We start from the raw sequence: 19,174 nt of genomic DNA, 5'->3' as shown, positions 1-19,174 counted from the left end.
GCCGCCCGTGGCCCGACGCGCGACCCTGCCCCCGTCTCCGGCCGACTGGAAGGCCGGGTTCATGGCCGCCTCACCGGCCCTGCGCCCGCCGGTGCCCCGTGTCGGCACCCCCCTGGCAGCGGCCCCCGCAACGAAAGCGATCTCATGCTGAAGATTACCGACCTCGTCAAACGTTACGGCAGCGGCGATCCGGTCCTGAAGAACCTCGACCTCATGATCGAAGGCGAAAGCGTCGTGTCGATCATCGGATCTTCGGGCGCCGGCAAATCCACCCTGCTGCGCTGCATCAATCGGCTGGTCGAACCCACCTCGGGGTCGATCGAGCTTAACGGCACCGAGCTGACCCACCTGCGCGGCCGCGCCCTGCGCACCGCGCGGCGCAAGATCGGGATGGTGTTCCAGGGCTTCAACCTGGTCGACCGTCTGACGGTGATGGAGAACGTCCAGTCCGGGCGGCTGGGCTATATCTCGACCTGGGCCGCGCTCAGCCGGTCCTACCCCAAGGCCGACATCCGCCGCGCCTTCGAGCTGATGGAGCGGGTGGGCATCGCGCATTATGCCGATACCCGCGCTGACCAGCTGTCGGGTGGCGAACGCCAGCGCGTGGGCGTGGTCCGCGCCCTGATGCAGGAGCCCGAGATCCTGCTGGCCGACGAACCCACTGCCTCGCTGGACCCCAAGACCTCCGAGCAGATCATGGGGCTTCTGCGCGACCTCGCGCGCGAACTGAAGCTGCCGGTGCTGATCAACATCCACAACGTGACCGAGGCCAAGGAATATACCGACCGCATCGTCGGCATGCGCTACGGGCGGATCATCTTCGACGACCAGCCCGCCGCGCTCGACAAGGCGGCAATGGACGAAATCTACTCGGGCAGCCCCCACGCCGACCGCAGCGACCCGCTGAAGGAGGCGTCATGACCGCCGATACCCCGCCCCGTTCCGCCGCGCCGCAAGGCACGCCGCGCGACACCTGGTCCCGCCCGCCCTTCATCGCCAACCCCGCGCTGCGGTGGGCGGTCTACCTGGGCGCGATCCTCTATTTCGGCTGGGTGGGCGTCACCATGCCCATCGACTGGGGCCGCGTGGCCGAGGGCTTGGGCCGGGCCGCCAACATCTTCGGCGGCGCCATCCCCCCGAGCTTCGAACGCAGCGGGCTGCTGATCGACGGCTTCCTCGAAAGCCTCAAGATCGCGATCCTCGCGACCGTGGGCGGGGTGCTTCTGTCGATCCCCATCGCCTTCATGGCGGCGCGCAACATCGCGCCCCTGCCGGTGTTCTACCTGGGCCGGGCGATCATCATCGTCGCCCGCAGCTTCCACCCGGTGATCGTGGCGATCATCTTCGTCAAGGCGGTGGGCTTCGGCCCCTTCGCGGGGGTGCTGACGCTGATCGTCTACTCCATCGGCTTCGTCGCCAAGATGCTGGCCGAACGCATCGAAGAGATCGATTACGGTCAGGTCGAGGCGATGCGCGCCGCGGGCGCGCCCTATCTCTCGACCCTCGTCTACGCGATCTTCCCGCAGATCATGCCGCGCCAGATCGGTCTGTCGATCTACCAGCTCGACAGCAACCTTCGCGCCTCGGCGGTGGTGGGGATCGTGGGCGCGGGCGGCATCGGCGCGACGCTGGCCAATGCCTTCGGCCGCTATGACTACGACTTTGCCTTCGCCATCACCATCGTCATCGTCGGCGTGATCCTCGTGTCCGAGGGCGTGAGCGGACAGATCAGGAAGCGCATCCAATGACCTCGATTTCCGAACAATTCGGGCGCGACGAGTGGACGCGCTTCACCCCGAAACAGAAGCTGCGCCGCTGGGCGATCCTTGCCGCCTGTGCCATCGCCATCGTCTGGTCGCTGTCCTCGATCGAAGTCGTGTGGATGTGGGTCTGGGGGGCGCCCGCGCAGATGGGCGACCTGTTCGGGCGGATGTACCCGCCCGACGCCAGCAACCTCGGCACCATCCTGAACGTGCTGTGGGACACGGTGAACATCGCCACCTTCGCCACCGCCTTCGCCGTGCTGATGTCGCTGCCGGTGGCCTACCTCGCCGCCCAGAACACCACGCCCAACCAGGCGACGCTGTGGCTGGGGCGGCTGATCCTGGTGACCTCGCGGTCGGTCAACACGATCATCTGGGCGCTGCTCTTTGTGGCGATCTTCGGGCCCGGCGTGGTGGCCGGGATCGTGGCGATCATGTTCCGCTCGATCGGGTTCATAGGCAAGCTGCTGGGCGAGGCGATCGAGGAGATCGACAAGCGCCCGGTCGAGGCGCTGGAGGCCACGGGCGCGTCGCGGCTGAAGGTCATCGCCTACGCCATCGTGCCGCAGGTTATGCCGACCTTCTGGGCGGTGGCGATCCTGCGCTGGGACATCAACCTGCGCGAATCCACCGTGCTGGGGCTGGTCGGCGCGGGCGGCATCGGGATCATCCTGCAAGGCGCCATCGACACCTTCAACTGGCCCGAGGCGGCGACGGTGCTGCTGGCCATCCTCGCGCTGGTGATCCTGGGCGAGGTCGTCTCGGCCTTCCTGCGGCGTCGCATCCTGTGAGCGGGACCGACGCCGCCCGCCGCCCGCCGCCCGCAACCGGGCGCCGGGCGGACCACGCGCCCGATCCGGTGGCCGACCAAGAGGCCGATCTGGCGCCCGATCCAGCGTCGGGCCCAAACCCTGTCCGGCCCGGCGATTACGGGCTCGGCAATCCGCAGGTCGGCGGTCAGGGAGGCAGCGATCAGGCGGGCGAAGACGGGACCCCGGCTACCGTCGCGCCGGCCGAGGCTTTCGAGCTTTACCGGAAGGTCCGGCACCGCCTGCCGCCCCTCGCCGCCCCCACCCGGCCCCGCAGCCCGATCCGCCGCGCGGATCTGGGTCCGGTGGCCGCGGGCTACGACCTGATCCTCTTCGACGCCTATGGCGTGCTGAACGTAGGCGATACCGCGATCGCGGGCGCGGTCGCGCGCCTTGCCGCGCTGCGGGCGGCAGGCAAGGCCATCGCCGTGGTCTCGAACTCGGCCGGCTATCCCAAGGCGCACATGATGGCCCGCCTGCACCGGCTGGGCTTCGACCTGGACGAGGCGGAGGTCGTGACCAGCCGCGACGCGTTGCTGGCCGCGCTGGCCAAGGCGCCGCCGCGGCGTTGGGGCGCGATGATGAACCCCGCCACCGATCCGGGCGAGCTGGCGGCGCTGGACCCTCTGTGGCTGGGCGACGATCCCGCGGCCTATGACCGGGCCGAGGGCTTTCTGCTGGTGGGATCTGACGGCTGGACCGCGGCGCGGCAATCCCTGCTTGAGGACGCCTTGCGCGCCCGTCCCCGCCCGGTCTGGGTGGGCAACCCCGACCTTGTCGCCCCGCGCGAAGGCGGGTTGTCGCGCGAACCGGGCTGGTTCGCCCACGCGCTGACCGACGCGACCGGGATCGCGCCGCGGTTCCTGGGAAAACCCTTCCCCGAGATCTTCGACCTCGCGCTGGCGAGGTGCGCGCCGGGACTCGCCCCCGCGCGGGTGCTGATGGTGGGCGACACGCTGCACACCGATATCCTGGGCGGGGCGCAGGCCGGGTTCGCCACGGCGCTGGTCACGGACGAGGGATCCTTGGCAGGGCTCGACGTGGACCACGCCATCGCCCGCGCCGGGATCACGCCCGATTTCATCGTCCCGCGGATCTGACTGTCACATTTGTCATATTCGGCATTACGCTTTATAGGCAGCCTTTGCCGATCGCTTGAGCCCCGGAGGGCGTCTGTTTCCATGTTCCGCAGTCTCTGGACCGACTACCTGTCGCCGATCCTGCGCCGCCCGCCGCGTTACCAGGTGGCGGCGCTCTGCTGGCGCGCCGGGGAGTCGGGGATTGAAATCCTGTTGCTGACCTCTCGCGGAACCGGGCGCTGGGTCCTGCCCAAGGGCTGGCCCAAGACCGGGCTCGACGCCGAGGACACCGCGCGCGAAGAGGCGTGGGAGGAAGGCGGCGTGACGCTCGCCCCCGAGGCCCGGGCCATCGGACGCTATACCTACGCCAAGCGGATGCGCGGCGGCGTGCCCGTCCATACCGAGGTCGACGTCTTCGCGTTCCGGCTGGTCGCGCAGTCCGACGACTTCCCCGAGGCCTCCGAGCGCACCCGCCGGTGGATCGCGCCGGCCGAGGCCGCGGACATGGTGGACGAACCCGACCTTGCCACGCTGCTGCGCGGCGTCGAACCGCGCCTGCGCGGCTTGCAAGACCTCTGACCGGGACGGATACGTGAGCAGCACGGACAATACCTACCGCTGGAAAACCCTAGATTCCGACCTGAACCGGGTCTCTCGCGTCGAATCCGCGACGATGTTCGTGTCGCGCCCGCTGGTGGGTGTGGGCATGTCGCTTTTGCTGATCGGCCTCGCCGCGCTGGCGGCCGGGATGGTCACGACGCAGGGGTCGCTTTACGTCGTGGTCGCCGCCGCCTTCGGCGCCTACATGGCGCTGAACATCGGCGCCAACGATGTCGCCAACAACATGGGCCCCGCCGTGGGCGCCAAGGCGCTGTCGATGATGGGCGCGATCGCCATCGCCGCAATCTGCGAAAGCGCAGGCGCGCTGCTGGCGGGCGGCGACGTCGTCTCGACCATCTCGAAGGGCATCGTCAGTCCGGCGAGCTTTGCCAGCCCCGAGGCGTTCATCGTCGCGATGCTGGCCGCGCTTCTGTCGGCGGCGATCTGGGTCAACCTTGCCACGTGGATCGGTGCCCCGGTCTCGACCACGCATTCGGTCGTGGGCGGGGTGCTGGGCGCGGGCGTGGCGGCGGCGGGCTTTTCCGCCGTGTCCTGGTCCACGATGGGCGCCATCGCGGCCAGCTGGGTGATCTCGCCTTTCATGGGCGGCGTCATCGCGGCGCTGATGCTGGCCTTCATCAACCTTGCCATCGTCTACCGCCCGCAGCGGATCGAGGCGGCGCGGACATGGGTGCCCGCCCTGATCGGGGTGATGACCGCGGCCTTTACCGGCTACCTCGCCATCAAGGGACTGAGCCACGTGGCCGATATCGGCGTCGGCACCGCCCTGGCCATCGCGCTGCCGCTGGGGCTGATCGCCGGCATCATCAGCCGGCCGCTGATCCGGGTCCAGTCGCAGGGCCTGCCCGACGAGGAGAAATCGCTCAACGCCCTGTTCCGGCTGCCGCTGGTCGTGTCGGCGGCGCTGCTGTCCTTTGCCCATGGCGCCAACGACGTGGCCAACGCGGTGGGGCCGCTGGCCGCCATCGTCGGCACGGATGCCAGCGGACTGGTTTCCGGTCAGGTCGCGATCCCGCTCTGGGTCATGGTGATCGGGGCCGCGGGGATCAGCTTTGGCCTGATCCTCTTCGGGCCCAAGCTGATCCGAATGGTGGGCAACCAGATCACCAAGCTCAATCCCATGCGGGCCTACTGCGTGGCGCTGTCGGCGGCGGTGACGGTCATCGCCGCGTCGTGGCTGGGCCTGCCGGTCAGCTCGACCCACATCGCTATCGGCGGCATCTTCGGCGTCGGCTTCTACCGCGAATGGCATGCCGAGCGGCGGGTGCGCAGGCTCAAGAAGACCCGCCGCCGCGACCGCACCATGGCGCAGGAAGAGCGGCGCCGCCGCAAGCTGGTGCGCCGCTCGCATTTCCTGACGATCATCGCGGCATGGCTGATCACCGTGCCCGCGGCGGCCCTTCTATCTGCCGCGACCTCGCTGATCCTGTCGCAACTGCTCTGACCCCCGCCCCGGGCAACGCCCGGACAAACCGCGCGCAGCCCCCCGGACCATCGGGCCCAAGGGGTGTTCCCTCAGCGGGACGCGTTGCGGGGCCGGCCACGGCGCGTGCGTGTCCCGGCGCGACAAGAGGCGTCGCATCCTGCAACGACGGCCGCGGGGGGCGCGAACCGCCGGACGCGGCCCCCTCCCCTTCGGCGCCTCGGAACCACGCGGCTGACAGGCCGCACACGTTCGACGTGCGTTGCCCTCGGGACGACCCACGCCTAGGGTTCGGGGGTATGACCGACCGCCCGCTTCTCGGCATCCTCCTGATGCTCGGCTTCTGCGTGATCGCGCCCACGGGCGATGGCGTGGCAAAGCTGCTGGGCACCCGGCTGCCGATGGCCGAGCTTGTCGCCGCGCGCTTCGTTCTGCAGGCGCTCTACCTCGCGCCGCTGGTCTGGCTGTGGCGGCTGCCCCTGCGCTATGACCGGCGGATGCTGGGGCTGATGGCCTTGCGCACCGCCCTGCACATGGTCGGCATCACCGCGATGTTCCTCGCGCTGCGGGTTCTGCCGCTGGCCGACTGCATAGCCATCGTCTTCGTCATGCCTTTCCTTCTGTTGCTGATGGGGCGCCTTTTCCTGGGCGAAGAGGTCGGCCCCCACCGGCTGGCCGCCTGCGCCGCGGGCTTTGCCGGCACGCTGCTGGTGGTGCAGCCCAATTTCGCCGAGGTCGGCGCCCCTGCCCTGCTGCCCCTCGCGGTGGCGCTCAGCTTTGCGCTGTTCATGCTGGTCACGCGCCGGGTCGCGCGGCAGGTCGATGCCGTTTCGATGCAGTTCCTGAACGGGCTCATGGCCTCGGCTGTGCTGCTGCCCTTGCTCGCGCTCTTCGCCGCGACGGGCGATGCCGCGCTGGCCCCGGTCCGGCCCGACGACGCGACGGTGATCTGGCTGGCGCTGCTGATGGGCGCGCTCGGCACCGGGGGACATCTGCTGATGACCGCCAGCCTGCGCTATGCCCCCGCCGCGACGCTGGCGCCGATGCAATATCTCGAAATCCCGGTCGCCACGGTGGTGGGCTTCGCGATGTTTCGCGACCTGCCCAACGGCCCCGCCGCGGCGGGCATCGCCGTCACGGTGGCCGCGGGGCTTTACGTCATCCTGCGCGAACGTCGCCTGGCCCGGCAAAGCCCCACCCCGCCAGCACCGGCGCCAGTGCCGCCCGGGGCAGCAGGACCAGCATCCCCGGCCCCGACAACCGCAGCCGGACCCGCCCCGTGACCCGGTTCGACGTGCCGACCCGCCCGTCGGGCGCAAGCTTCAGCCCGTCGATGGGCCATTCCAGCCCCTCCGAGCGGCCCGTGACCGCAGCCATCGGGAACAGCGACAGCCGCAGACCCGGCGGCAGGTCCAACCGCTCGTCCCCGCGGGCGTGAAAGCAGATGTCGTCCGAGCCCAGCATCACCACGCGCCGTGCGCCGTGGCGTACCAGCGCGTTCAGCGCCGCCAGCGTGTGATCCAGCCGCAGGCCGGTGAACCCCAGCGCCAGCAGCAGCGGCGCCTCGACCGCGTGCAGGCACTTGTCGAAATCCGTGCTCTCCTGTTCGGCGACATGGTGCAGCCGGTCGGCGGGCAACGCGGCGCGCGCGGCCTCCCCCAGAGAGTCGAAATCGCCCACCACCGCGTCGGGACAGACGCCACAATCCAGCGCCGCCTGCGCCCCGCCATCCGCGGCGACAAGCTGCGGCGCGATCCGCAGCGCCAGCGCGAGATCCGTGGCCGTCACGGCGCCCCCGCCCAGCAAAGTCACGGGTGCGGCGCTGCTCAGAACCGGAGCGCTGGTCACGATCTTGACCGCGTAAGGCAGACGTCGTCACAAATTGGCCCTGAAAAGAAGCCGCAATGAACCCAGTTCTGTTCGGATTTGCGAACCAATGCGTGGTAAATACACCCTTGCCGGAGCGGAGCAGGAAGTGAGCGAGTAATGGTTGGGACGAGCAAAATTCTCACCGTGTCATACGGGACCTTCTCGTGCACCTTGGAGGGGTTCGACGATCCCTTCAACACGATGCGGTCCATCGCCGAGTACTTCCGCGATCTGGCGGCGCATGACCGGTATTTCGGCGCCGAACCGCCGCAGCCCGACGCCGAAATGCTGCACCGCATCGCCGAACGCGAAAGCCGCGCGCAGGTCGAGGCGCGGATCGACCGCGAACAGGGGCTGGTTCTGCGGCAAAGCTCCGGCACCGGTCCGCTCGCCGCCCAGCAGCCCACCCCGGAGGCCTCCGCCCGGCCGGTCGAGCAGCCCGCCGTTCAGTCGGCATCGCAGCCGGCCACGCCCGACGCAACGGCGCCCCAGTCCTCCGAAGATCGCCCTTCGACCGCCATCGCCCCGGCGACGGCGCCAGCCTCGCACCACGAAGGCGCCCAGCCCGCCGCGGACCACGCCGCGCCCGGGGCCGCACAGGTGTCGCCCGCCGCAGCCGAAGCCGCGACGGGGGCCGAGGTCGACCCCGCTGCCGACAGCGTTGCCGCCAAGCTGGCCCGCATCCGTGCCGCCGTGGCCCGCGCGCGCAACCGCCCCGATCCGATGGCCGCGACCTTCGAAGAGGATGAGCCGACGGAACCGGCCTTCATGGGCTCGATCGCCGACGCCTTCGCGACCCCCGACGACGAGACGCCCGTCGATGCCGCCGCTGCCGAACCGGAGGCTGCGCAAGACTTTGACGTGACGCCCGAGGATGACGAGACCGAATCGCGGCTGACCGTCGCCGACCACCTCGTCGACCGCACCGAACCGGCCCCCACGCAGGACACGACGCCGGACGATGGCGCCGCGACGGACGACACTGACGGGCAAGCGGACACACCGGCCGAGCCTGCCGCGATCGACGGGGCAAAGCCCCGCGGTGCATCTAATGAGATGACGGAGGCGCTGGAGGCCGACCCCGATCCCGAAACCGCCGTGACCGATTCCGTTTCCGTCCCGGACCGCGCCACGCCCGAGCACGCCGTGTCCGACGCCGCCGCCTCCCCCGACATGCGGTCTCTGGTCAGCGCCGCGCTGGCCGCCGAGGTCGCCGAGTACAAGGGTGAGGTCGACACCGCCGATGCCGAGGACAAAGCTGAAGCGCTGATCGCCGCCGAAACGCTGATCGCCCTTGCCGCGGACGAAGCCCGGGACGCGGACGAGACGTCCGACGCCGCGCCCGACGCCGCGAACGAGACCGAGGCGGCCCCTGGCACCGCGCACGACCCGGCCGTCGACACCGTGCTGGAAGCCGCGATCGAAGCCCTGGCCGACCCTGCCTCCGCGGCGACCGTCGCCCCGCGGGACGACGCCGAGGACTCCGCCGAACCTGCCGGATCGGGCGACGAGCTGGAGACCATGTTCGCCGCTCTCGAGCGCGAAGAGGCGGGCGGAACCGATGCTGACCTGGCGGCGGGCGACGCCCCCGCCACGCCCGACGTGCTGGACGCAGGTGAGACCGCAGGAAAGACCAAGGATCAGACCGAGGGTCGCCACGCCCCTGACTTTGACGCCCCCGACGCGGAAACCGCCGGGACCGACACCGCGGGGGATGCGGACGGGTTCGAAGCCGAGGCAGAGGACGAGGACCCCGAGGCCCTCTTTGCCGCGCTGCGCGACAGCCTTGCCCGCGAAGATCGGAGCGCCGAGGGTATTGCCCCGGATGCCCCGGACGCAGAGGTCGCGGCCGACAGCCCAGAGGATGTGGCCCAGGATCTGGCCGAAGTCCTGAATGAGGATCTGGACGGCGAACTCGATGCGGATCCGGTCGCAGACCCCGAGGTGACGGACGAGGATGACGCTGCCACGGGCGCCGCTGTCACCGCGCTGTTCGCCGAGGTGCGCGAAACCCGTATCGCGGCGGTCCGCCTGACCGAGACGCCCGCCGAACGCGACGCGGCTGAAAGCGACGTGGCCGAAACCGATGCGATCGAGACGGACGCAACGCAAAGCCACACCCACGACGACGATGCCGTGACCGAGCCGGAGGCCGCGTTCGAGCTGACCGAAGACGCCGTCGCACTGGACGAAGACGAGATCGAGGTCGAAACCGAAGAAGCCGCCCCCGACGGCCGCCCGCAGGCCCGGGTCATCCGCATGAAGCGCAGCGAATTCGAAGCTGCGCTCGCCGCCGGCGAGATCGAGGAAATCGAGGACGAAGACAGCTCGGATGCGACCGAAAAGACCGCTGAGGACGCCGCACCGACCCTCGGTCAGGCGGACGAGGACGACCTGACCCGCGGCATCCGCGACCTGATCGGCGACAGCAGCCTTGACCCCGAGGAAGAGGACGCGCTGGCCGCCGAGCTGGCGCAGGTCGAACGCGACGCGGCCGAGGCGGCGGCCCGCGATGCCGCCCGCGCCGAGACGGAGCGCCGCGCCCGCTATGCCGACCTGGCCGAGGCCCCAGAAGAGGCGGCCGAGGAACATGCGGACGACGAACCGGCCAACCAGCAGAACGGCGACGAGCAATCGCTGGACCGGCTACTGTCCGAAACCAACGCAAAGCTGACCAACGGCGAGAACACGCGCCGCCGCTCGGCCATCGCGCATCTCAAGGCCGCGGTCGCCGCGACGCGCGCCGACCGGCTGCTGAAGGGCAACCGCCCCGATCCGGCCGAGGTCGAGGCGATGAACCGCTACCGCGACGACCTGGCCAAGGTGGTGCGCCCGCGCCGCCCGGTCGAGGGCGGCACGCCCACGCCGCGTCCGCGCAACCCGATCGCAGACCGCCCGGCGCCGCTGATGCTGGTGCGCGAGCAGCGCATCGATGATCCGGCCGAGGTCGCGGCACGGCGCGACGCCGTGCGCCCCCGGCGCGTCGCCGCCCCCGATCCCGCGCCGGGCCTGGGCGCCGACACGCTGACGGCAGCGGATCAGTCGGTCAGCTTCTCCGACTTCGCGGCACGCGTGGGGGCCAAGAACCTGCCCGACATCCTCGAGGCCGCCGCCGCCTACGCAACCTATGTCGAGGGCCAGCCCGAGCTGTCGCGCCCGCAGCTTCTGCGTCGTGCGGCCACGGTGGCTCAGGACGAGGAGATCAGCCGCGAGGAGGGGCTGAAGAGCTTCGGCCAGCTGCTGCGCGAAGGCCGAATCCGCAAGCTGGGACAGGGCCGCTTCGCCATCGCCGAAGATACCCGCTACGCCACACAGGCCAGGGCGGTGGGCGAGTAAGGCGCCGGACACCCGGGGCGGGCGCACGGGAACGCGCTGGCACCGCCCCCCAACTGCGGTGCGGGCGGCGGGCAGGGGATTTTACCGGCTCAGCTCTGCCATGCGATACGAGGCGCTGCCATGATTGCAAGGCGCAGGATTGGAAGCGTGAAATCGCAGGGCGATCAAACGCCGCAGCACGTCCGTGCCGCGGAGGCGGCTGGGTGGACGCCTGTGCCGAATGGAAAAACTCCACGCATCCTGAAGGGGCCAACCTGCCGCCCCGCGACAGGCGCTGACAGGGCGGCGCCCCGGGGCCGGTTTGCAGCCCGGTCGGGATTGCACGCAGGGCGACAGCCGCGGCGGCGGGCCGGGACGATGGCCGGACGGACTTCGGCGGCTAGCGACCGACGCCTAGGAACAGCCGCTTGAAGGGCAGCGCCCAGAGCACCCCCAGCACGACGTATATCGCCAGTTCGACCAGCACCGGCGGCCGGTCGAGAAATCCCACCAACGTCACGGCGACGAAGATGTATACGGGCAACAGCACCACGAGGATGAAGATCGCCCAGCGTCGCCGTGCTTTCGGTCCCAGCGCCATCAGTCGGAGAAGGGGTCGGTCACGAGGATGGTATCCTCGCGCTCGGGGCTGGTGGACAAAAGCGCCACCGGGCAGTCGATCAGCTCTTCCACGCGGCGGACGTACTTGACCGCGTTGGCGGGCAGGTCGGCCCAACTGCGGGCGCCTTCCGTCGATTCGCTCCAGCCTTCCAGCTCTTCGTAGACGGGGGTGCAGCGCGCCTGCTGATCGGCGGCGGTCGGCAGATAGTCCAGCCGCGTGCCGTCCAGATCGTAGCCGGTGCAGATCTTCAGCGTCTCGAACCCGTCCAGCACGTCAAGCTTGGTCAGCGCGATGCCGTTGACGCCCGAGGTGGCGCAGGTCTGCCGCACCAGGCAGGCGTCGAACCAGCCGCAGCGCCGCTTGCGCCCCGTGGTGGTGCCGAATTCATGCCCACGCTCGCCCAGCCGCTCGCCATCGGCGTCGTGCAGCTCGGACGGGAACGGCCCCTCGCCCACGCGTGTGGTGTAGGCCTTGACGATGCCGAGGCTGAAGTCGATGGCATCGGGCCCCACACCGGTCCCGGTCGCCGCCTGGCCTGCGATCACGTTGGACGAGGTCACGTAGGGATAGGTGCCGAAGTCGATGTCGAGAAGCGCGCCCTGCGCCCCTTCGAACAGGATGCGGCGGCCGGCGCGGCGCTTTTCGTTCAGCACCTTCCAGACCGGCGCCGCGTATTCCAGGATGCGCGGCGCGATAGCCTGCAGCTCCGAGATCAGCGCGTCGCGGTCGATCGGCTCAAGCCCCAGGCCGGCGCGCAGCGCGTTGTGGTGCACCAGAGCACGGTCCACCCGAACCGCGAGCGTCGCGTCGTCGCCCAGATCGGCGACGCGGATCACGCGGCGGCCGACCTTGTCCTCGTAGGCGGGGCCGATGCCGCGACCGGTGGTGCCGATCTTCGCAACCGAGGCCTGCGATTCGCGGGCGCGGTCCAGTTCGCCGTGGAACGGCAGGATCAGCGGCGTGTTCTCGGCGATCATCAGCGTCTCCGACGTGATCTCGACCCCCTGCGCGCGGATCGCGTCGATCTCCTTCAACAGGTGCCAGGGGTCCAGCACCACGCCGTTGCCGATGACCGACAGCTTGCCCTTGCGGACCACGCCGGACGGAAGGGCATGCAGCTTGTAGACCTCGCCGTCGATGACCAGCGTGTGGCCGGCGTTGTGCCCGCCCTGGAACCGGCAGATCACATCCGCCCGCTCGCTCAGCCAGTCGACGATCTTGCCCTTGCCCTCGTCGCCCCACTGGGCGCCCACGACGACCACGTTTGCCATCAAGTCACTCCTGCCAAAACGGCGCCTCTATAGCCCCGCGGGACGGGCGGTGAAACCCGCGAAATGCCGCGGCAGTGCCCCGTGGGCCGGTGCCCCTGCCCTTGCACGCCCTGCACGTCCGGCTGCGCGACCGCTGCGTGGCGGAGGGCCTCCGCGCCACCGGGCGCCTGCGCATAGCCGCAGCCGGGATGCGCGGTGCAAGGGCCGCGCGCAGGCCCAAGGCGCGCGCGGCGGCAAGACGCGTCGGGGCGCGCGGGCGCTACCCGGTTGCACCGCCCGGCCGAATTGCCTAAGTGGGCCGGGTCACGCGCTGCGGGAAGCTCCATGGAAAACGTCGTTCTCATCGTCCACCTCATCCTCGCCCTGTGCCTGATCGGCGTGGTGCTGTTGCAGCGCTCCGAAGGCGGCGGGCTCGGCATGGGCGGCGGCGGCGGTGGCGGCGTGATGTCGTCGCGGGGCGCGGCAACCGCGCTCAACAAGATGACCTGGGGCCTGGCCATCGCCTTCATCCTGACGTCGTTGGGCCTGACCATCATCGCCGCGCAAAGCTCGTCGACCGGGTCGGTGCTCGACCGCGTCGGCACCTCGGCCCCCGCGGTCGAGGAAGAGGCGATCGGCGACGCGCCCGGGCTTGGGGGCGGCGACCTGCTGCCCCCGCCGGCCGACGGCGACGCCGCACCCGACGCGCCGATCACGCCGCGCGCCGACTGATCCGACGGCCCACCACAGGCCGACAAGGGCCCGCCCGCCTGCAACAGGCGCGGCGGGCTTTTCCTTTCAACGGGGTTTTTCCCAGTGAGATCAAACCACTAGGGATGGATAACCCGGGGTTAGCGGGCCCCTGACCACGTCGCCGCCGGTTGCCACGCGCCCGGTTCGCGCCTATAGGTCAAATCCCGTGACCGGGGGCACATTCACGCCGAATCGCCCCCTTTCCAAACGACAGGTACACGGGAGCTTTCTCGAGAAATGGCACGTTTCGTCTTCATCACCGGCGGTGTGGTCTCTTCGCTCGGCAAGGGGCTGGCCTCGGCGGCGCTGGGTGCGCTGTTGCAGGCGCGTGGCTTCACCGTGCGGCTGCGCAAGCTCGACCCCTACCTGAACGTCGACCCGGGCACGATGTCGCCCTTCGAGCATGGCGAGGTCTTCGTCACCGACGATGGCGCCGAAACCGATCTCGACCTCGGCCACTACGAAAGGTTCACCGGCGTCGCGGCGCGACGGACTGATTCCATCTCGTCCGGGCGGGTCTACCAGAACGTGCTCGAGAAGGAGCGGCGCGGCGACTACCTGGGCAAGACGATCCAGGTGATTCCGCACGTCACCAACGAGATCAAGGATTTCATCCGCATCGGCGAGGACGAGGTCGATTTCATGCTGTGCGAGATCGGCGGCACGGTCGGCGATATCGAGGGCCTGCCCTTCTTCGAGGCGATCCGCCAGTTCGCGCAGGAAAAGCCGCGCGGGCAGAGCGTGTTCATGCACCTCACCCTGCTGCCATGGATCGCGGCGTCGGGCGAGCTCAAGACCAAGCCGACGCAGCACTCGGTCAAGGAACTGCGGTCGATCGGAATCGCGCCCGACATCCTTGTCTGCCGATCGGAACGGCCGATCCCGCAGAAGGAGCGCGAGAAGCTGGCGCTGTTCTGCTCGGTCCGCCCCGACAGCGTGATCCCCGCCTACGACCTCAAGTCGATCTACGAGGCACCGTTGGCCTATCACCGCGAGGGGCTGGATCAGGCGGTGCTGGATGCCTTCGGCATCTCGCCCGCACCGCGGCCCAACCTGGCGCGCTGGGACGATGTCTACGACCGCATCTACAGCGCCGAGGGCGAGGTGCGCGTCGCCATCGTCGGCAAGTACACGCAGTTGGAAGACGCCTACAAATCCATCGCCGAGGCCCTGACCCACGGCGGCATGGCCAACCGGGTCAAGGTGCGGGCCGAGTGGATCGATGCCGAGATCTTTGAACGCGAGGATCCGTCGCCGCATCTCGAAGGCTTCCACGCCATCCTCGTCCCCGGCGGGTTCGGCGAGCGCGGGACCGAGGGCAAGATCAACGCCGCCCGCTTTGCCCGCGAGCGCAAGATCCCCTACCTGGGCATCTGCCTTGGCATGCAGATGGCGGTGGTCGAGGCGGCCCGCAACCTTGCCAACATGCCGAAGGCCGGCAGCCAGGAATTCGACCACGAGGCCGGGCACGGCGCCTCGGCCCGGTTCGAGCCCGTGATCTTCCACCTCAAGCAATGGATCAAGGACAACGAGACGGTGGCGCGGTCGGTGCTGGACGACAAGGGCGGCACGATGCGGCTGGGCTCTTACGACGCGACGCTGAAAGAGGGGTCGAAGGTGGCCGAGGTCTATGACCGCACCGCGATCCACGAACGCCACCGCCACCGCTACGAGGTGGACATCAAGTATCGCAAGCAGCTGGAAGAGGCGGGCCTGTGCTTCTCGGGCCTGTCGCCGGACGGCCGCCTTCCCGAGATCGTCGAGGTCACGGATCACCCCTGGTTCATCGGCGTCCAGTTCCACCCCGAGCTGAAGTCGAAGCCCTTCGATCCGCACCCGCTGTTCAAGGATTTCGTCCGCGCCGCGAAAGAGGTGTCGCGCCTCGTCTAAGCGCCGGGCACGGGATCGCCCTGCGGATATCGGTCACGGCTGCGTGTCGTGCAGGCCCTCTACGGAACAGCCGCCCCCTCGCGGTGTTGTCCCTGCATAGCCAAGGAGGGCACTAAAATGGCCGATGACAAAACCGAAGGCACTGCGAAAGATACCGCCGGCAAGATCAAGGAAACCGCCGGCGATGTGACCGGGAACGAGGATCTTCAGACCGAAGGCCAGGCCGACCAGGCCGAAGGCAAGGTCCAGAAGGGGATCGGCAAGCTCAAGGACAAGCTGTCCGGCGACCGGTGACCGCCCCCCACTGACCCGTTATCATCGCCCCCGCGCCCCCCGGCGCGGGGGCGTTTTCTATTCTGCCTCGTGTGGTGAGGGCCGGGCGAAGGTCCACGGGTCCGCCCAGGGCAGCCCCTGTTCCTCCGCGGTGAAACCGCGCATCCCATCCTGCAACAGCCGCGTTACATATTCATGATCTACGCGTTGCGACGACCACCAAGAGGGCGGGAATGAAAGAAGAAATCACCGAGGACTGGCTCGACGTCGAGCTGAAGAACACGCTCGACGAAGATTACGAGATCGAGCTTGAGGATGCCGTCCTGTCGTTGAAGATCCGCGAGATCTACGAGCGCACGCAAGGCCCCTCGATTCCCCGACGCGAGTATTTCACCCAGCTTTTGCGCCTGCAGGCCGAACTGATCAAGCTTCAGGACTGGGTCGCGCGGACGGGTGAGAAGATCGTCGTCTTGTTCGAAGGACGCGACAGCGCCGGCAAGGGCGGCGTGATCAAGCGCATCACCCAGCGGCTGAACCCGCGGATCGTGCGGGTCGTTGCCCTGCCGGCCCCGTCTGACCGCGAGAAGACGCAGTGGTATTTCCAGCGTTACGTGCCGCACCTGCCCGCGGGCGGCGAAATCGTTCTTTTCGACCGGTCATGGTACAACCGCGCGGGCGTCGAGAGGGTGATGGGCTTTGCCTCGGACGACCAGGTCGAACAGTTCTTCGAGGACGTGCCCGAATTCGAACGCATGCTGGTCCGTTCGGGCATCCGGGTCGTGAAATACTGGTTCTCGATCACCGACGAGGAACAGCAGATGCGGTTCCAGATCCGCATCCACGACCCGCTGAAGCAGTGGAAGCTCAGCCCGATGGACCTGCAGTCGCGCATTCGCTGGGAAGACTACACCAAGGCCAAGGAAGAGATGTTCGCCCGCACCAACATCCCCGAGGCGCCGTGGTACATCGTCCCCGGCAACGACAAGAAGCGCGCGCGGCTGAACTGCATCGACCACCTGCTGAGCCTCGTCCCCTACGAGGAGGTCGCGCAGGAAGACGTCGAACTGCCCGAACGGGTCTTCAACCCCGACTACGAACGCGCCGTGCTGCCGCCCGAACTTTACGTGCCCTCTCGGTACTGACGCGAAGGCCGTGGTTTGGCCGGTGCGTGAAGGGATGACTGCCGTCCCCCCCCCGGGGGGACGGTCGCAACGCGGGGCCGGTCGCCGTTCGGAACTGGTGTCAGTCGCCCTGCGGCAGGTAGCGGTTCAACAGGTCCCATCCGCTTTCGCTGGTCAGGCGGGTCAACAGGATCTCGTCCAGCCTTTCGCGCAGCGGCGACCCCTCGGGCGTTGCGAAGCCGACGTAATGCGGGTCGAGCCGGGTCGAGGCGATGCGCAGCTCCAGCGTTCCACTGGCATCAATGGCGTGGCGCAGCGCGGGTTCCGCCGCTGCCACGCTGTCCAGCGCGCCCTCGTCCAGTGCCTTCAAGGCCGCGCCCACGTCGGAATAACTGCGCATCGTCACATCCTCGCGCGCAAGGAACCGCTGCGTGGTCGACCCCTCGACCACGCCCACCATGCGACCTTCGAGGCTTTCGGGTAGGTCGGTGCGCCCGTCGACGCCCGACAGGTTCACCACCGCCGCGGTCAGCGCCGCGCTGACCGCCAGCCCCACCAGCATCCACAGCATGGCGATGCCGCGTCCCAGCGCCGTGCGCGGCGCCTTGTCCCCGTAGCCGATGGTGGTCAGGGTCACGCCGGCCCACCAGAACCCATCGCCCAGGCCCCGGATCGGACGTTCGTTAAACTGCTCGGAATTGCCCCGACGCTCGATCGCCCAGATCAGTGCTCCGACCATCAGAAGCAGCGCGGAAAGCCCCAGGATCAGCCGCAGGAACTGCCACGAGACAAACCCCGTGACCACCGCCATCAGGCGCGAGGGACGCGGTGCCGCGACGCCGATGCGCGCGGTGTAGATCGGCTGGGTCAGGTCGGCCTGCCGCGACAGGTCGGGCGTGGCGGTGACCGGGATCACCAGGTCCGCGCCACCCAGAAGTGCCTGGGCCGCGTCGCCTTCGAGCGGGGTCAGCCTGTAGCTTGCGCCCATCTCCTCGGCCGCAAGACGCCAGAGGTCCAGCGCGGCGCCCGTCCACGCGCCGTCCTGCGTCTGCATCGCGAAGGGCGGATAGTCGGCCACGGCGACATCGATCGGATCCGACGGGCTGAACGAGGACGCGGATGTGGCAGAGGTCGTGGTGATCGTGGTGGGTGTGGCGGGCTTGTCGTCCGGCGGTTGCGTGACGGGCGCGCCATCCTGCGCGCCCCCCTGCCCGGCAACGAGGATCAGAAGGGCGGCGAGCGCGGCTACGGCGGGGGAAAAGGGGCTGTGCGGATCAGTCATCCTGCCCCGAACGCCCCGGGCCCGTGATGGTTGCGCCGAGAGGTGCAGAAAGCCCCGCGCACCTTGAAACTGCGCCCGGCGGGGCTCGGAACCCGGATCGCGGCGCAGGACAAAGAAAAGCCCCGCCGGGCATCTCCTGCCGGGCGGGGCTTTTCCTGAACCTCGGTGCCCCGGCGAGCCGCTGCGGGCCCGGGGGGCATGCATGGTCGGGTGCCCTGTGGCACCCGGACGAGATCAGAAGTCGAGCGTGATCTTGCGGGTGATCCCCAGGCGGACGCGCACGTCTTCGTCGCTGCCCTGCCGAACGATCGGCGAATCCTCGGCGTCGTTCACGAACTGCTGGTAGGCCACCGCGCCCTCGACACCCCAGTCGTCGTTGATCTGGTAGGTCGCGCCCACCTCGACGCCGGCCGACAGGATGCCGCCGTCGGCCTCGTAGGCGTCCAGCCCGCTGGCCAGAGATTCCGCCCCGCTGACCCCGAAATAGGTGTCGGCATAGCGATCGGTGCCCATGAACACCCGCGGACCCGCCGTCAGCGTCAGGCGGTCGGTCGGACGCAGGATCGCGTCGGCGCCAAGGTCGGCGACGAAGGTGTTGTGCCCGGTGACGCCGTACCGCATGTCCGCGAAGGCTTCGAAGTTCTGCATGGTGTAGGCGACGCCCAGCCCCAGCTCGATCGAGGAATCGACGTCGTCGAGGCCGGTCAGCTCGGCATCGTCGTCGTCATCGCGGCCGGGGACATAACGGAACGAGCCGCGCAGGTTCACGCCGCGCGGTTCGAAGGTGGGATCGGGGTTGCCGAACTCGAACCCGCCCAGCCGCGCATAGCCCAGCGAAAAGCCCAGATCGGGACCGACCTCCAGATCATCCGACCCGAAATAGCTGGGCTTGGCGGCGACGCCGCCGCGCAGGTTGAAGATCAGGTCGGGCGATCCGGCCGCGGACTGCGACAGGTAGTCCTGCGCGGCTGCCGGCAGGGCGCCCAGCGTCAGGACGGACAGGCCGAGCGCGGCGGAGAGGGTTTTGGCGGACATGTGAAAGCTTTCAGAAAGTGGTCGCCCGCGAGGGGCGGAACCGTGGCAGCGGTTACAGGTACATGATGC

At 69.2% G+C, this 19,174-nt stretch carries 16 protein-coding genes and 1 pseudogene; 12 read left to right on the top strand and 5 right to left on the bottom strand.

Going from position 1 to position 19,174, the window contains the following annotated elements; translation table 11 throughout:
* Window positions 1-144: 144 nt before the first annotated feature.
* The 7 genes from phnC to EKE94_RS07270 all read left to right on the top strand — a co-directional run bounded on the left by phnC (window position 145) and on the right by EKE94_RS07270 (window position 6,978).
* Window positions 145-921, top strand: a complete 777-nt coding sequence (gene phnC, locus EKE94_RS07300; protein ID WP_127905931.1) for a phosphonate ABC transporter ATP-binding protein — start codon at window positions 145-147, stop codon at window positions 919-921.
* Window positions 918-1,748, top strand: a complete 831-nt coding sequence (gene phnE, locus EKE94_RS07295) for a phosphonate ABC transporter, permease protein PhnE (RefSeq protein WP_127905930.1) — start codon at window positions 918-920, stop codon at window positions 1,746-1,748. The genes phnC and phnE (EKE94_RS07295) overlap by 4 nt, the downstream gene beginning before the upstream one ends.
* Window positions 1,745-2,554, top strand: coding sequence for a phosphonate ABC transporter, permease protein PhnE (phnE, locus tag EKE94_RS07290; RefSeq protein ID WP_127905929.1), 810 nt, complete (start codon window positions 1,745-1,747; stop codon window positions 2,552-2,554). Before phnE (EKE94_RS07295) ends, phnE (EKE94_RS07290) begins: the two co-directional genes overlap by 4 nt.
* A 260-nt stretch (window positions 2,555-2,814) precedes the next feature.
* Complete coding sequence (locus EKE94_RS07285; RefSeq protein WP_206615042.1) at window positions 2,815-3,672, top strand: HAD-IIA family hydrolase; 858 nt, start codon at window positions 2,815-2,817, stop codon at window positions 3,670-3,672.
* Window positions 3,673-3,753: 81 nt separating this feature from the next.
* A complete protein-coding gene (locus EKE94_RS07280) occupies window positions 3,754-4,230 on the top strand; it encodes an NUDIX hydrolase (RefSeq protein ID WP_127905928.1) in 477 nt (158 codons plus the stop codon).
* A 13-nt stretch (window positions 4,231-4,243) separates the two neighbouring features.
* Entirely contained in the window at window positions 4,244-5,716 is a 1,473-nt protein-coding gene (locus EKE94_RS07275) for an inorganic phosphate transporter (RefSeq protein WP_235855926.1), read from the top strand.
* Between the two features lie 278 nt (window positions 5,717-5,994).
* The gene (locus EKE94_RS07270; RefSeq protein ID WP_235855925.1) at window positions 5,995-6,978 is read left to right on the top strand and encodes a DMT family transporter; all 984 of its coding nucleotides are present in this window, start codon (window positions 5,995-5,997) and stop codon (window positions 6,976-6,978) included.
* A 43-nt stretch (window positions 6,979-7,021) separates the two neighbouring features.
* On the opposite strand, the pseudogene EKE94_RS07265 reads toward EKE94_RS07270, so the two are convergent.
* A pseudogene (locus EKE94_RS07265) lies at window positions 7,022-7,483 on the bottom strand (thiamine diphosphokinase); the annotation flags it as partial.
* 225 nt (window positions 7,484-7,708) lie between these two features.
* Here EKE94_RS07265 and EKE94_RS07260 point away from each other — a divergent pair.
* Window positions 7,709-10,900: a hypothetical protein gene (locus tag EKE94_RS07260; protein WP_127905926.1), complete on the top strand. Its 3,192-nt coding sequence runs from the start codon at window positions 7,709-7,711 to the stop codon at window positions 10,898-10,900.
* A 379-nt stretch (window positions 10,901-11,279) separates the two neighbouring features.
* Here EKE94_RS07260 and EKE94_RS07255 read toward each other — a convergent pair whose 3' ends face one another.
* Window positions 11,280-11,480: a DUF2842 domain-containing protein gene (locus EKE94_RS07255; RefSeq protein WP_127905925.1), complete on the bottom strand. Its 201-nt coding sequence runs from the start codon at window positions 11,478-11,480 to the stop codon at window positions 11,280-11,282.
* Window positions 11,480-12,772: an adenylosuccinate synthase gene (locus EKE94_RS07250; protein ID WP_127905924.1), complete on the bottom strand. Its 1,293-nt coding sequence runs from the start codon at window positions 12,770-12,772 to the stop codon at window positions 11,480-11,482. The genes EKE94_RS07255 and EKE94_RS07250 overlap by 1 nt, the downstream gene beginning before the upstream one ends.
* Before the next feature lie 324 nt (window positions 12,773-13,096).
* Between EKE94_RS07250 and secG the strand changes: the two genes are divergently transcribed.
* From secG to ppk2, 4 genes are all read left to right on the top strand, one after another.
* Window positions 13,097-13,483, top strand: a complete 387-nt coding sequence (gene secG, locus EKE94_RS07245) for a preprotein translocase subunit SecG (protein WP_127905923.1) — start codon at window positions 13,097-13,099, stop codon at window positions 13,481-13,483.
* 258 nt (window positions 13,484-13,741) lie between these two features.
* On the top strand, window positions 13,742-15,394 hold the full coding sequence (locus EKE94_RS07240) for a CTP synthase (protein ID WP_127905922.1): 1,653 nt from the start codon (window positions 13,742-13,744) through the stop codon (window positions 15,392-15,394).
* A gap of 117 nt (window positions 15,395-15,511) precedes the next feature.
* Window positions 15,512-15,688, top strand: a complete 177-nt coding sequence (locus EKE94_RS07235; RefSeq protein ID WP_127905921.1) for a CsbD family protein — start codon at window positions 15,512-15,514, stop codon at window positions 15,686-15,688.
* Between the two features lie 212 nt (window positions 15,689-15,900).
* Window positions 15,901-16,809 (top strand): polyphosphate kinase 2, encoded by a 909-nt coding sequence (gene ppk2, locus EKE94_RS07230; RefSeq protein ID WP_127905920.1) that lies wholly within the window; start codon window positions 15,901-15,903, stop codon window positions 16,807-16,809.
* Window positions 16,810-16,909: 100 nt separating this feature from the next.
* On the opposite strand, the gene EKE94_RS07225 is transcribed toward ppk2, so the two are convergent.
* Window positions 16,910-18,070, bottom strand: a complete 1,161-nt coding sequence (locus tag EKE94_RS07225; RefSeq protein ID WP_164870852.1) for an ion channel — start codon at window positions 18,068-18,070, stop codon at window positions 16,910-16,912.
* 234 nt (window positions 18,071-18,304) lie between these two features.
* A complete protein-coding gene (locus tag EKE94_RS07220) occupies window positions 18,305-19,105 on the bottom strand; it encodes a MipA/OmpV family protein (protein ID WP_127905918.1) in 801 nt (266 codons plus the stop codon).
* Between the last annotated feature and the right edge of the window lie 69 nt (window positions 19,106-19,174).

The organism is Mesobaculum littorinae (genome assembly GCF_004011175.1).
GTDB lineage: Bacteria > Pseudomonadota > Alphaproteobacteria > Rhodobacterales > Rhodobacteraceae > Tranquillimonas > Tranquillimonas littorinae.
Note: the sequence above shows the minus strand (reverse complement) of the source record. Positions and strands in the feature narration are given on the sequence as shown.